The organism is Achromobacter agilis (assembly GCF_900496965.1).
Taxonomy (GTDB): Bacteria; Pseudomonadota; Gammaproteobacteria; order Burkholderiales; family Burkholderiaceae_B; genus Achromobacter; species Achromobacter agilis.
The window spans coordinates 47,517-60,970 of the sequence record NZ_UFQB01000021.1; the positions used below are offsets into that span (position 1 = coordinate 47,517).

The following is a 13,454-nucleotide window of genomic DNA, read 5'->3' on the forward strand; positions in this document are numbered from 1 at the left end:
AGGGTTTATATGTTGCTCCCGGCGATTCCGCGGGTCAAGCGGGGGCTGCCCCATGAAAAACGGGCCTTGCGGCCCGTTTTTTTTATGCGCGCTGCGTCGCGGGCAGGCTTGCCGGGGCGTCGTCCGCCTCGCCGGACGCCAGCTCGGACTCGGGCGTTTCCTGGGGGCCTTCCAGCTTGGAAATGACCGCCGTGGCCAGGCTGTTGCCCACCACGTTGGTGGCCGTGCGGCCCATGTCGAAGAACTGGTCGATGCCCATGATCAGCAGCAGGCCGGCCTCCGGCAGATGGAACATTGGCAGCGTCGCGGCGACGACGACCAGCGACGCGCGGGCCACGCCGGCCATGCCCTTGCTGGTCACCATCAGCACCAGCAGCAGCGTCAGCTGCTGCGTGAAGCTCATTTCGATGTTGTAGGCCTGCGCGATGAACAGCACCGCGAAGGACTGGTACATCATCGAGCCGTCCAGGTTAAAGGAATAGCCCAGGGGCAGGACAAAGCCCGAGATGCGCTTGGGCACGCCGAAGCGCGTGAGCGCTTCGATCGTCTTGGGGTAGGCCGATTCGCTGCTGGCCGTCGAGAACGCCAGCAGCGTGGGTTCCTTGATGAGGCCGCCCAGCCGGAACGTGGACTTGCCCAGGAACAGGTAGCCGACGGAGAACAGGACGGCCCACAGCAGCGCCAGGCCCAGGTAGAACTCGCCGATCAGTTTGCCGTAGCTGACCAGCACGCCCAGCCCTTCGGTCGTGATGGCGGCGGCCATGGCGGCGAACACGCCCAGCGGCGCGAAGCGCATAACGTAGTCGGTTACCCGGAACATGATTTTGGCGAGCTCGTCGATCATGTTGTAGATGGTGTTGTGGCCCTTGCCGCGGATGAACGACAGCGCGGCGCCGAAGAACAGCGAGAACACCAGGATCTGCAGGATCTCGTTGGTGGACATGGCTTCCACGATGCTGCGCGGGAACACGTGCGTGAGGAAGGCCTTGAGCGTGAAGTCGCCCGTCTTCAGGCCGGAGGAGGCGCTGACGTCCGGCAGCGTCATGTTCAGGTGCGCGCCCGGCTGGAAGATATTGACCAGCAACAGCCCCAGTAGCAGCGAGATGGCCGAGGCGCTGATGAACCAGATCATGGCGCGCATGCCGATGCGGCCCACGGCGCTGGCGTCGCTCATGCTGGCCAGGCCGGTCACCAGGGTGGCGAACACCAAGGGAGCGATGATCATCTTGATCATGCGCAGGAAGATGTCCGTGATTAGGCTGAAGTACGAGGCGATCTGCGCGGCCTCTTTGGGAGTCTGCGCATATTTGTGGCAGAAGTAGCCCACCACGATGCCCAGCACCATGGCGATGCCGATGTAACGCGTCAGCTTCTTAGTGTTCATGATCAAAACGGAAAACGGCGACCCTGTGCCTGGCCCCGAGGGGGCCGGGTCCGCCGGCATGGGGGGGCGGGCGAGCGGGTCCGGTGACAGACATGCCAGGGCAGGCCCGGAAGTTGCGGGTTTACCCTTGGTGCGCGATGTTAACGCCGCGAACCTGACAGCCAGTTGTCAGCAGCGCGCGGATCGGCGGCGGCCTGCTACGGACGCCCCGCGGGCGGGCCGATAGCGGGTTTGTATCAATTTGGAAACGCCGCGCTATCGCCTGCCGCCGTGCCAGAATGGACCCGGGCACAACACTGAAACCGCCCCGCCCAAGGGGCGAAAAAGGCAAAAGGAGACAAGACAATGCCGAAACGCGAATTGGCCGTGCTGGCGTCCGGATACACCTATCTGGAGGGGCTGCGCTGGCACGAGAACCGCTTGTGGGCGTCGGACTTCTATACCGGGCAGGTCTTCGCCGTGGACCTGGCCGGCCAGGTGGAACGGATCTGCGACGTGCCGCAGCAGCCCTCCGGGCTGGGCTGGCTGCCCGACGGCCGCCTGCTCATCGCCTCCATGAAGGACCGCAAGCTCCTGCGCCGGGAGCCGGACGGCGCGCTGTCGGTCCACGCCGATCTGTCTGCGCTGACGGGCGGCCACATCAACGACATGGTGGTCGACGCCCAGGGCCGGGCCTACGTCGGGAACTTCGGTTTCGACCTGATGGGCGGGCAGCCGGTCCGCAATACGACGATCGTGCTCGTGGAGCCCGACGGCGCCGCCCGGATCGTGGCGGATGGGCTGTGCTTTCCCAACGGCTCCTTCATTACGCCGGACGGCAAGACCATGATCGTCAACGAGACCTTCGGCAACCGCATTTCCGAATTCGACATCCTGGCCGATGGCGGACTGGGGCCGCGCCGCGACTGGGCGAACTTCGGTCCGCTGCCGGACAGCGACGACCTGGGCGTCCTGATCGCGGCATCCGCCATCGGGCCCGACGGCGGCGCCCTGGACGCGGAAGGGGCGCTGTGGGTCGCCGACGCCATCGGCAAGCGCATCGTGCGGGTGGCGCGCGGCGGCAAGATACTGGAGCAGATCGACACGGGCGAATTCGGCATTTTCGCGGCCGCCCTGGGCGGACCGGACGGCCGCAGCCTGTTCATGGCGGCGGCGCCGGACTTCATCGAAGCCAACCGCAGGGCCAAGCCCGAGGCCCGGATCCTGATGACGCGGGTGGACGTGCCGCACGCCGGCAGGCCGTAGGGCAAGAGCGGGCGCCGCTCGCGCGCGGCGCTCGCAACCGGGCGCTGCTACTTGGGTTCCATCCAGGCGTCGGCGTACGTGTCCACGGCGCCCAGGCCCGTCGTGATGGCGTCATGCACGCGCTTGTCCAGGAAGGTGGAGTAGTTGGTGTCGTCTATCCACGCCAGCGGCACGTCTTCTGCCAGGATTTTCTGCACTTCTGTGTACAGGCGCTGGCGTTCCTCATCGGTGGGGGCGGTAGCCGCCTGGTCGAACAGCTCGTCCACCTTGGGATTGCGATACTGCGAGGTGTTGGTGAACGCCAGGCCCTTCTTGATGTTGCTGCTGATGTAGGTGCGCGAGACGCCGATCGCCGGGTCGCCGTACTGGAACACGCCGTTGTAGGCCATGTCGAAATCCCAGTTGCCCATGCGCGTCGTCCAGCCGCCGACGTCGGTGTTCTCGATGTCGATGACGATACCGACCTTGCCCAGGCTCTGCTTGGTGTATTCCGCGATGCGGCGCTGCATTTCTCCGTAGGGGTTGGGAATCAGGCCCAGCTTCACGCGCACGCCCTTGGCGTCGGGCTTCAGGCCCATCTCGTCCAGCAGGGCGATGGCCTTCTTGGGGTCATACGGGTACTGCTTGATGTTGGCGTCGTAGAAGCGCGTATTGCGGTGGAACGGCCCGGTGGAGACCGTACCCATGCCGAACATGATGCGCTTGGCGATGAACTCGCGGTCGATGGCGTACATCACCGCCTGGCGGAAGCGCTTGTCGTCCATCGGCTTGCGCGCTTCGTTCATTTCGATCCAGTGCAGCGTGGACCAGTACTCGTAGCCTTTCTGCGTGGCGTTGATATGCGCCAGTTTGGATACGCGCGGGATATCGAAGGGTTCGATGTCTTGCAGCCAGGCCTGCTGCACCGTGCGCTGCTCGAGCGCCAGACGACGCGAAGCTGCGTCCGGGATGACCCGGTAGGTGATGCCGTCCAGGTAGGGACGGCCTTCCTTCCAGTAGTGCTCGTTCTTGACCAGCTCGATATACGAGCCTCGCTCCCAGCGCTTGAACTTGAACGGGCCCGTGCCGACCGGCGCATTGTTGTGCGGATTCTGCGCCAGGGGCGTATCCACGTCGTAGAGATGCTTGGGCAGGATGACACCGCCGCCGATATCGAAGGCATACAGAAAGGCGGAGTAGCGTTCCTTCAAGCGGAAAACAACGGTGTGGTCGTCGGGCGCGGTGATGTCCTGGATATAGCGCATCAGTGAACGCGTGCGCGGCGTATTGGCCAGGATCTTGGTGTAGGTGAACACCACGTCCGCGGACGTAAAGGGCTTGCCGTCATGCCATTGCGCATTGGGCTGCAGGTGGAACGTGTAGGTCAACTGGTCGGGAGATATGTCCCAGGACGCCGCCAGGCTGGGCTGCGGCTTCAGATCGAAGGAGTAGGTCAGCAGGCTTTCATAGATCTTGCCGGCCACCATCTGTGTGGTGCCCACCTGCTGCATCGCCACGTTCAGGTTGGGCGGCTCGGGGTTCAGGATGGCGGTCAGTACGCCGCCGTACTGCGGCTGGGCGCCGGACGGGGACGCGGGGGCGGCTGCGCCGGCGGGGAATGCGGTGATCGCGGCGGCGGCCAGCAGCCCCTGCACGAGGGCGCGGCGGACGATATTGCACTTCAAGGCACACCTCCTTGGACGGCGGCGCCGTGGCCTGCCAAGGGCCGCCATTTTGTTAAATCTTAAGTATCAATTATTGATACTTAAGAATCCAAGTTGATTATGGTGCAGCAGTGGACGCGGCCGCGCAAGGCGGCCGGCGCTAGGGATTACCCCGGGGAAGCGGCGATTCAGCTGCGGTTCGGGCGGCCGCTGAGCGCGCGTGCCGCGGAGATGGCCAGCGAGCTGAAGCGTTGCGAAAAAGAGTCCAGCGTCCACTCGGCCAGCAGGCCGGAGATGTGGATGGCGGCCTGGGGACGGCCGCTGTGATCGACGACCGCGCTGGCCAGCACGATCTCGCCCACCATGCTTTCCTCCAGACAGATGGAGTAACCCTGTATGCGGGCTTCTCGCACGCGCTCGCGAATCCGTTCCGGATCGATGATGGTCTTGGGCGTCAAGGGGCGCAAATCGCTGCGCGCCAGGATGTCGTCGACTTCCGCATCCGGCAAGTGCGACATGATCGCCCGGCCGCCCGACGAGGAGAACGTGGGCATGCGCCGGCCCACCAGCGTGGCGTAGAAGGTCTGGCGTTTGGTCTGGCGCCGCAGCGCATAGACGATGCTCAGGTCATCGAACAGGCTTAGGTCGACGCGTTCGCCGCATTCCTGCTGCAGTTGTTCCAGGATGGGCGTCGCGCGCTCAAGCAAGGGGTGGCTGCGAAGGAAGTCGAAAGTGCGGTCCAGGATTTTCTTGCCCAGCACATAGCCGCGTTGGTTGCTGCCCCGTTCCAGGTAGCCCAGCGCCACTAGGGTGTGCAGCATCCGCTGGGTCGAGCTGCGATCCAGCCCCGACAGTTCCGTCAGTTCGTTCAGGCTGAGCGGGCCGGGGTGGCTGGAGAAAGCTTCCAGGATGCCGAAGCCTTTTGCCAGGGATTGGTTGAACCGGGTCTCGGTCGTGGCCATCTTGATTACTCCAATTTTTCTTGGTCTTTGCGGCGAGCGTTGGCTCGCGCCGCGCATGCGGATACGCAATGTAGCGGCAAGCGATTTCCGCGAGGGCTAGGGAAATCACTCATGGTCGCCGTCTTGTCCCACGCATTCGTGAACTCTATCATGACAAATATAGATATCTAAGTATCAAATATTGATGCCTATGATATTCAAAACTTCAACCTCGATAAGGAAAGCGCAATGAGTGCCGTCGCAGCAGCCAGCCTGGACCAGGACCATATCGCCGAAGCCGTGGGAAATCTTCGCCAGTACATGACCGACACGCTGACCGGATTCGTACAGTGCCGTAGCCTGCCGGGCCAGGAAACGTCCGCCGCCGAGTTCCTGGAAGGCGCGCTTTCGGACTTGGGATTGGAATCCGAGCGCATCGCGCTTCGTACCGAGGAACTCAAGAACCTGCCGCTCTACTCGCCGGCCTGCTGCCCCGACGGCGGCCGCTACAACGTCCTGGCGCGTCACGAGCCTCGCGGCCAGGGCGGGCGGGCCGTGCTGTTCAACGGCCACCTGGATGTCGTGCCCACCGGCCCGCATGAGCTCTGGGACCCGGCGCCGTTCGACGGCGAGTTGCGCGACGGCTGGCTGTATGGACGGGGCGCGGGAGACATGAAGGCGGGCATCGTATGTGCGTTGGCGGCATTCAGGGCGTTGCGCGACCTGGGCTTCCAGCCCGCCGGAGCGGTGGGTTTCAACGGCGTCCTGGAAGAGGAAAACACCGGCAACGGCACGCTGGCCACCGTGTCGGCACTGCAAAGCGCCATCGCGGCCGCCAAGCTCAGCGCGTTCGACGCGGTGGTCATTCCCGAGCCCACCCATGAACGCATGATGAGCGCGCAGCTCGGCGTGTTCTGGATGTATGTGGATATTGTGGGCCGGCCGGCGCACGCAGCCTATATGACCACCGGCGTCAACCCGGTCGAAACCGGCTTGCGCATCGTCGACGCGATGAAGCAGCTGGAGCACGAATGGAATCTGCCGGAGAACAGGCATCCCGCCTATCGCGAGCACCAGCATCCCATCAACTTCAACCTGGGCCAGATCCATGCCGGCGATTGGAATTCCTCGGTACCCAGCGTCTGCACGCTGGGCATGCGCATCGCCTGCTATCCGGACATGACCATCGACGCCGCCAAGCAGCTGGTGGAAGCGCGCATCCGCGCCGTCGAGACGGCGTTGACCGATAGCGATGTGCGCATCGACGTCCGCTATGAAGGATTCCATGCGCCAGGCTGCGAGTACGACCTGGATGTCCCCGCCATGCAATTGCTGGCCGACGCCCATCGCCGCGTCGCCGGCGAACTGCCCCAGCCGACCGCGCTGACGGCTACCACCGACGGGCGCCATTTCCGACTGATGATGGATGTGCCGGTGACCTGCTACGGCCCCAAGGTGCAGAACGTGCACGGCTTCAACGAATGCGTATCGGTGGACAGCATGGTGCGCGTCGCGACTTCGCTCGCGCTGTTCATCCACGACTGGTGCGGCGTCGAGCCGCTGCAAGCCTGAGCCCGTCCGCGGTTTCCCTTCTTCACACGGAAGTCCCTGCCATGAAATCCTTCAATGCCCGGCACGCCCTGGCGCGCTGCGCCCTGGCCGCCGCCAGCCTGCTTGCCTATGCCGCGCCTTCGGTGCACGCCGCGGAAACGCCGCAATATGGCGGCATCCTGACCGCCATTCTCAGTCCGGAACCCCCCACGCTGAACGTGGCCGTGCAGCAGGTTGCCGGCACGCAGTTGGTGGCCGGCAAGATCTTCGAAAGTCTGCTGACCTACTCCTTCGACCTGAAGCCGCAGCCCAGTCTGGCGAAGTCCTGGGAAGTGTCTCCCGACCAACTGACCTACACGTTCCATCTGCAGCCCAAGGTGCAGTGGCATGACGGCAAGCCGTTCTCCGCTGACGACGTGGTATTCACCTACACCAAGATTCTGGCCAACACGCCGCGCACGCGGACCCTGATGGCCAATGTGCAGGAAGTCTCGGCGCTGGACCCGCAGACGGTCGTTTTCAAGTTGAAGCAGCCATACTCCGCCTTCCTGTATGCCCTGGACATCGGCGGCGGCGCGATCCTGCCCAAGCACCTTTACGATGTGGACACGCCCCTGGCGCAGAATCCGAACAACAATGCGCCGGTCGGCACCGGCCCGTTCAAGTTCAAGCACTGGGAGCGCGGTTCGTACGTCGAACTGGTCAAGAACGAACATTACTGGAAGGAAGGCCGCCCCTACCTGGACGGCATCACCTACCGGGTGATTCCCGATTCCGCCTCGCGCCGCGTGGCGCTGGAGCAAGGGACGGTATTGCAGGCGTGGCTGCAGGACATCGAGCCGGTGGACGTTCCGCGCGTGGCCAAGCTGCCCACGATCAAGCAGGTCTACAAAGGGTACGAGTACTGGTCCACGATGTACTGGATAGAACTGAACGGCGGGCGCGAGCCTTTCTCGGACAAGCGCTTCCGCCAGGCCCTGATGTACGGCATCAACCGCCAGTTCATCGTTGACAAGATCATGTTCGGCTCGGGCACGGTGGCCACGGGTCCGATCCATCACAACACGCGCTTCTACGACGCCAACGTCAAGCCCTATCCCTACGATCCGAAGAAGGCCGTCGCCCTGCTGGACGAAATGGGTTTGAAGCCAGACGCCAAGGGCGTGCGCGCCACCGTCGGCCTGATCCCCTTGCCCTACGGCGAAATGCAACGTCGCATGGCCGAATACATCAAGCAGAACCTGGCCAAGATCGGCGTGATGGTCACGCTGGAGAACACGGATGTGGGGGGCTGGACCAGCCGCGTGGGCAACTGGGATTTCGATATGGGCGCGAACGGCGTGTTCCAGTACGGCGACCCGGCGATCGGCGTCTCGCGCACCTATCTGGGCAGCAACATCAAGAAGGGGCTGATGTTCAGCAACACCTCGCAGTACAACAATCCGAAGGTCGACGAACTGTTCAATGCCGCTGCCGCCGCGCCCTCCGATGAAGCGCGCCAGAAGCTGTACAGCGAAGTGCAACGGATCCTGGTGGAGGATGTGCCGGTGCTGTGGCTGGCCGACACCAACTATTCGACCCTGCTGAACAAGCGTGTGCACAACGCGGTAACGACGGCGCTGGGCGTGGTGGATTCGCAAAGCGAAACCTGGTTGTCCAAAGAATGAAGAAGATCGCCAAGTTCCTGGCGAACCGGGTGGTCAAGAGCGTCCTGGTTCTGCTGATGATCGCGCTCTTCAATTTCTTCCTGGTGCGCGCGGCGCCGGGCGATCCGGCGGAAATCCTGGCCGGGCAGTCCGGCGCGGTGGACGCCGAGTTCATTGCCAAGCTGCGCCAGGAGTTCGGGCTGGATAAGCCCATTTCGACTCAGCTCGGGCACTATCTCAAGAACGTGGCGACGTTCGACCTCGGGTATTCCTATCGCCAGCAGGCGCCGGTGTCCAGCCTGATCCTCCAGCATTTGCCGGCGACCTTGTTGCTGACCTTGTCCGCCTTCGCCTTCGCGCTGCTGGCCGGGATCAGCCTGGGCACGCAGGCCGCGCTGCGGGTGGGCAAGTGGGGAGACACCGTCATTACCACCTTGTCCATGCTGGCCTACGCCACGCCGCTGTTCTGGGTCGGGCTGATGCTGGTGCTGCTGTTCTCGGTGAACCTGGAGTGGCTGCCCGCCTTCGGCTATGAGAGCGTCGGCGCTAACTTGACCGGGCTGGCCCGCGTGGCCGACGTGGCGAAGCACCTGCTGCTGCCGGCCCTGACCCTGGGCATGTTCTACATGGCGGTCTATGCCCGGCTGACGCGCGCCTCCATTCTGGAAATCAGCCAGCTGGACTTCGTGAAAACGGCCCGGGCCAAAGGGTTGTCCGAACGCACCGTGATCGTCCGCCACGTATTGCGCAATGCGTTGCTGCCCGTCATCACTTATGCCGGAATCCAGGCGGGCGGGCTGATCGGCGGGTCTTTGCTGGTGGAAACCGTGTTCGCCTGGCCCGGCATCGGACGGCTGGCCTTCGACGCGCTGATCCAGCGTGACTACAGCGTCCTGCTCGGCGTGTTCTTCGTGGCCTCGCTGATCGTGGTCGTGGTCAACCTCATTACCGACATTCTGTACACGGTGGCGGATCCCAGGATCGAACTCAAATGAAAGCGTTCATGCAATCGTTCAGCCGCAACAAGGGCGGCATCATGGGCCTGATCGTGCTGGGCCTGGTGACGCTGATGGCCGTGTCCGCCAGCTGGATCTTCCCGGACAGCCCCTGGGACATCATCAACGGCCCGTTCATGCCGCCGCTGTCGGAAGGGGCCTTGCTGGGCACCGATACGCTGGGCCGCGATATCGCGACCGGCATCGCCTATGGCTCGCGTGTCACGCTGGTGCTGGCGGCGGTGTCGACCGCGGTGTCGATCCTGCTGGGCATTACGGTCGGCGCGCTTGCCGGCTTTTATGGCGGGCGCGTGGACCAGGCCATCGTGGGGTTCATCGAATTGTTCCAGACCATTCCCAGCTTCTTCCTGGCGGTGGTGCTGGTGGCCATTCTGACGCCCAACATGGGCACGGTGATCTTCGCGATCGCCGTCGTATCGTGGCCGCCGCTGGCGCGCCTGGTACGGGCCGAGTTCATGAGCCTGAAGAACCGCGAATTCGTGCAGGCCGCGATGTTGGCGGGGCAGACGAACCTGCGCATCATCCTCACGCAGATCCTGCCCAACAGCCTATCGCCCGTCATCGTGTCGGGTTCGCTGATGATCGCGAGCTCGATCCTGCTGGAATCGGCGCTGAGCTTCCTGGGCCTGGGCGACCCCAACGCCATGACCTGGGGCTACATCATCGGCGCGTCGCGCAGTGTGCTGCGCGACGCCTGGTGGATGAGCGTGTTTCCTGGCGTGGCGATCCTGCTGACGGTGCTGTCGCTGAACCTCATCGGCGAGGCCCTGAACGACGCGCTCAATCCCAAACTGGCCCGCAGGAGGACGACGTAATGAGCGCACTGCTTGAAATCCGTGACCTGAGCGTGACCGCGGCGCACGGCGGTCCGACCGTGGTGCAGGGCGTTTCCTATACCGTGAACCGCAACGAAATCCTTTGCGTGGTGGGGGAGTCGGGGTCCGGGAAGTCGGTGACGGCGCATTCCATCATGGGCCTGCTGCCCGTCGACCAGTTGAGCGTCACGCAGGGACAGATCCTGTACGGCGGGCGCGACCTGGTCGGCCTGGCTGCGGCGGACTGGTGCGAGCTGCGGGGCAAGAGTTTCGGCATGGTGTTCCAGGAGCCCATGACGGCCTTGAACCCCATCATGCGCGTAGGCCGGCAGGTGGACGAGGTCCTGGAACGCCATACGGACCTGGGCGCCGCCGCCCGCAGGCAGCGGGTGCTGGACTTGTTCGGCCAGGTGCTGCTGCCGGATCCGCAGGCCATGTACGACGCCTATCCGTTCCAGCTGTCAGGCGGCCAGCGCCAGCGGGTGGTGATCGCCATGGCGCTGGCGCTGGAGCCGGACGTGCTGATCGCCGATGAACCCACGACCGCGCTGGACGTTACGACGCAGGCGCAGATCCTCAGCCTTATCAAGGATATACAACGGCGCATGGGCATCGGCGTCATTTTCATCACGCACGATTTCGGCGTGGTGGCCGACATCGCCGACCGCATCGTGGTGATGCGCAAGGGCGAGGTGGTGGAGGCGGGCCCGGCGGACGACATCCTGAACCGCCCGCAGCATTCCTATACGCGCCAGTTGATCGCGGCCGTCCCGCACAAGCCCGAGGGCAAGGACGAGGCCGCGCCGGCGCCGCCGCTGATGGTGGTGCAAAGGCTGTGCAAGACGTTCGCCACCGGGGGGCGCCGCGTGGATGCCCTGCGCGACATTTCGCTCGAGATACACCAGGGCGAGACCCTGGGCCTCGTCGGCGAGTCCGGCTCGGGCAAGTCGACGCTGGGCCGCGCCCTGATCGGACTGGTCCCGCCCGACAGCGGCAGCGTGTGCATGGAAGGCCGCGAGCTCCTGGGCATGAAGCCGCGCGAGTTCCGCCCCTACCGGCGCCAGATCCAGATGGTGTTCCAGGATCCGTACGCTTCGCTGAACCCGCGCCATCGCATCATCGAGGCCGTGGCCCAGGGGCCCATCGCCTTCGGCGAAAGCCGTAAGACCGCCTTGCGCGAAGCGCGCGAACTGCTGGAGCTGGTCGGTCTGGGCGGAGACGCCGGCGACCGCTATCCCCACCAGTTCTCGGGCGGGCAGCGCCAGCGGATCGGCATCGCGCGCGCGCTGGCGCTCAAGCCTCGGCTGCTGGTCGCTGACGAGGCCGTCTCGGCGCTGGACGTTTCCATCCAGGCCCAGGTGCTGGATTTGCTTAAGACCGTCAGCGGGCAGTTCGACCTGTCGGTGCTGTTCATCACCCACGACCTGCGGGTCGCCGCCCAGATTTGCGACCGCATTGCGGTGATGCGGCAAGGTCAATTGGTCGAGCTGGACCGCGCGGCCACGATTTTCTACCACCCCCAACATGAATACACGCGTCGCCTGATCGATTCTGTGCCAGGCAAGTCCTGGAACAAGCCCGACCTGGACGCGCAGGACGACCCCTCTAGGAGCAAGCAGTATGCATGACACCGAGTATCAGGCGCTGGATGGACTGGCGCTGGCCGATTTGCTGGCGCGGCGCGAAGTCAGTCCCGAAAGTCTGATGGCCTGCGCAATCCGGCTCGCGCAGCAGCGCGCGCCGGCGCTCAACGCCCTGTGCTATGAGCGTTTCGAAGAATCGCTGGACGTGGCGCGCGAGTGGCGGCCCAGGGGCGCGTTCGGCGGCATTCCGTTCCTGCTCAAGGATTCCGGGCTGGCGCACACGCGGTTCCCGTCCAGCGTGGGATCGCGCTTGCTCGAGGGCACGGGTTACACGCGCAACGCCACGCTGGCGGACCGGTTCGAGGACGCCGGCCTGATTTCCTTCGCGCGCACGACCGTGCCCGAATTCTGCATGGCGCCCACCACGGAAGCCGCCCGCAACGGCGGGCCGACGCGCAACCCCTGGGACCTGACTCGCTCCTCCGGGGGATCGAGCGGCGGCGCGGCGGCGGCGGTGGCCGCGGGCATCGTCCCGCTGGCCCACGGCAGCGACGGGGGCGGGTCGATCCGGATCCCGGCGGCCTGTTGCGGCGTGTACGGCCTGAAGGTGTCGCGCGGACGCGTGCCGATGGGTCCATTCCGGGGCGAAGGGTGGGGCGGCCTGGCGACCGACGGCGTGCTGTCGCGGTCCGTGCGCGACACGGCGGCCGCGCTGGACGCCATCGCCGGCTATGAGCCTGGCGCGCCCTACGCGGCGCCGCCGGCGCCGGCCTCCTATCTCAAGGGCCTGGACGAGCCGCCGCGGCGGCTGCGCATCGCCCTGTGGCGCGAGGCCTGGAACGGCGTCGCGGTGGCTCCCGAGTGCGTGGCGGCCGTCGAGCGCGCCGCCGCCCTGTGCCGGGACCTCGGACACGAAGTGGTCGAGAGCGCGCCGCCCGACATCGAGTACGAGGCGTTTGTGCTGGCCCACGCCAACGTGCTCGCGGGCAACATCGTGCTGGCGGTCGATACTCGCCTCGGCATCACGGGGCAGGCGGCCCTGCGCGACGACGACCTGGAACCCGCCCTGCGCCAGGGCTATGAATACGGCAAGACGCTGCCCGCCGCCCAATATATCGGCAGCGTGAACCGCTTCCATGCCATCGGACGGATTCTGGAAGGCTATATGGAGGGCTACGACGCGATCCTGTCCCCCTCGCTGACCCAGTTGCCCTTGAAGCTGGGCGAACTTTCCACCGCGAAGGGCTCCTTCCTGGATTTCCGCCGCCAGGTGGGCGCCTATGGCACCTTCTCCGCCGCGTTCAATGCTTCGGGCCAGCCCGCCGCCAGCCTGCCGCTGGCCTGGACGGACGCCGGATTGCCCGTCGGCGTGCAGGTGGTCGGCCGTTACGGCCGCGAAGACCTGGTGCTCGCGCTGTCGTCCCAGCTGGAGGCCGCCCAGCCCTGGGCCGGGCGGATCGCCGTTCCCGGCCAGCGTTAAGGGAACGGGCCGGGCCGCCGGGCCTTGCCGCCCCGTTGCGCATCCCCCGTCCGGGGGGAGGTGCCGGGGCGGTTTACCACTTTCGGTGCAACCCGAATGGCCTGGATACCGCCGGTTGCAAGACCTTTCGGCGAATCCCCCGTAAAATCA

General features: G+C 65.1%; 10 protein-coding genes. 7 read left to right on the top strand and 3 right to left on the bottom strand.

Annotation, left to right across the window (positions count from 1 at the left end):
- Window positions 1–82 precede the first annotated feature (82 nt).
- Window positions 83–1,384, bottom strand: coding sequence for a dicarboxylate/amino acid:cation symporter (locus AGI3411_RS21815; RefSeq protein WP_208748154.1), 1,302 nt, complete (start codon window positions 1,382–1,384; stop codon window positions 83–85).
- Between the two features lie 345 nt (window positions 1,385–1,729).
- On the opposite strand from AGI3411_RS21815, the gene AGI3411_RS21820 reads away from it, so the two are divergent.
- Window positions 1,730–2,629 (top strand): SMP-30/gluconolactonase/LRE family protein, encoded by a 900-nt coding sequence (locus AGI3411_RS21820; protein WP_129529420.1) that lies wholly within the window; start codon window positions 1,730–1,732, stop codon window positions 2,627–2,629.
- Window positions 2,630–2,676: 47 nt separating this feature from the next.
- Here AGI3411_RS21820 and AGI3411_RS21825 read toward each other — a convergent pair whose 3' ends face one another.
- Window positions 2,677–4,293, bottom strand: a complete 1,617-nt coding sequence (locus tag AGI3411_RS21825) for an ABC transporter substrate-binding protein (RefSeq protein ID WP_129529421.1) — start codon at window positions 4,291–4,293, stop codon at window positions 2,677–2,679.
- 167 nt (window positions 4,294–4,460) lie between these two features.
- On the bottom strand, window positions 4,461–5,234 hold the full coding sequence (locus AGI3411_RS21830) for an IclR family transcriptional regulator (RefSeq protein WP_129529422.1): 774 nt from the start codon (window positions 5,232–5,234) through the stop codon (window positions 4,461–4,463).
- A gap of 228 nt (window positions 5,235–5,462) precedes the next feature.
- Here AGI3411_RS21830 and AGI3411_RS21835 point away from each other — a divergent pair, with 228 nt between their 5' ends.
- From AGI3411_RS21835 to AGI3411_RS21860, 6 genes are read left to right on the top strand one after another with little or no spacing between them, the layout of a single operon-like run.
- Window positions 5,463–6,785 (top strand): ArgE/DapE family deacylase, encoded by a 1,323-nt coding sequence (locus tag AGI3411_RS21835; protein ID WP_129529423.1) that lies wholly within the window; start codon window positions 5,463–5,465, stop codon window positions 6,783–6,785.
- 41 nt (window positions 6,786–6,826) lie between these two features.
- A complete protein-coding gene (locus AGI3411_RS21840) occupies window positions 6,827–8,431 on the top strand; it encodes an ABC transporter substrate-binding protein (RefSeq protein WP_129529424.1) in 1,605 nt (534 codons plus the stop codon).
- A complete protein-coding gene (locus AGI3411_RS21845) occupies window positions 8,428–9,405 on the top strand; it encodes an ABC transporter permease (protein ID WP_129529425.1) in 978 nt (325 codons plus the stop codon). Before AGI3411_RS21840 ends, AGI3411_RS21845 begins: the two co-directional genes overlap by 4 nt.
- Window positions 9,402–10,241: an ABC transporter permease gene (locus AGI3411_RS21850; protein WP_129529426.1), complete on the top strand. Its 840-nt coding sequence runs from the start codon at window positions 9,402–9,404 to the stop codon at window positions 10,239–10,241. The genes AGI3411_RS21845 and AGI3411_RS21850 overlap by 4 nt, the downstream gene beginning before the upstream one ends.
- Entirely contained in the window at window positions 10,241–11,869 is a 1,629-nt protein-coding gene (locus tag AGI3411_RS21855) for an ABC transporter ATP-binding protein (protein WP_129529427.1), read from the top strand. Before AGI3411_RS21850 ends, AGI3411_RS21855 begins: the two co-directional genes overlap by 1 nt.
- Entirely contained in the window at window positions 11,862–13,304 is a 1,443-nt protein-coding gene (locus AGI3411_RS21860) for an amidase (RefSeq protein WP_129529428.1), read from the top strand. The genes AGI3411_RS21855 and AGI3411_RS21860 overlap by 8 nt, the downstream gene beginning before the upstream one ends.
- Window positions 13,305–13,454 lie beyond the last annotated feature (150 nt).

What these genes read in the sequence shown, in the direction of transcription:
- AGI3411_RS21835 (WP_129529423.1), top strand. Translation starts at nt 5,463, where the DNA reads ATGAGTGCCGTCGCAGCAGCCAGCCTGGACCAGGACCATATCGCCGAA.
- AGI3411_RS21845 (WP_129529425.1), top strand. Translation starts at nt 8,428, where the DNA reads ATGAAGAAGATCGCCAAGTTCCTGGCGAACCGGGTGGTCAAGAGCGTC.
- AGI3411_RS21840 (WP_129529424.1), top strand. Translation starts at nt 6,827, where the DNA reads ATGAAATCCTTCAATGCCCGGCACGCCCTGGCGCGCTGCGCCCTGGCC.
- AGI3411_RS21815 (WP_208748154.1), bottom strand. Translation starts at nt 1,384, where the DNA reads ATGAACACTAAGAAGCTGACGCGTTACATCGGCATCGCCATGGTGCTG.
- AGI3411_RS21860 (WP_129529428.1), top strand. Translation starts at nt 11,862, where the DNA reads ATGCATGACACCGAGTATCAGGCGCTGGATGGACTGGCGCTGGCCGAT.
- AGI3411_RS21855 (WP_129529427.1), top strand. Translation starts at nt 10,241, where the DNA reads ATGAGCGCACTGCTTGAAATCCGTGACCTGAGCGTGACCGCGGCGCAC.
- AGI3411_RS21850 (WP_129529426.1), top strand. Translation starts at nt 9,402, where the DNA reads ATGAAAGCGTTCATGCAATCGTTCAGCCGCAACAAGGGCGGCATCATG.
- AGI3411_RS21830 (WP_129529422.1), bottom strand. Translation starts at nt 5,234, where the DNA reads ATGGCCACGACCGAGACCCGGTTCAACCAATCCCTGGCAAAAGGCTTC.
- AGI3411_RS21820 (WP_129529420.1), top strand. Translation starts at nt 1,730, where the DNA reads ATGCCGAAACGCGAATTGGCCGTGCTGGCGTCCGGATACACCTATCTG.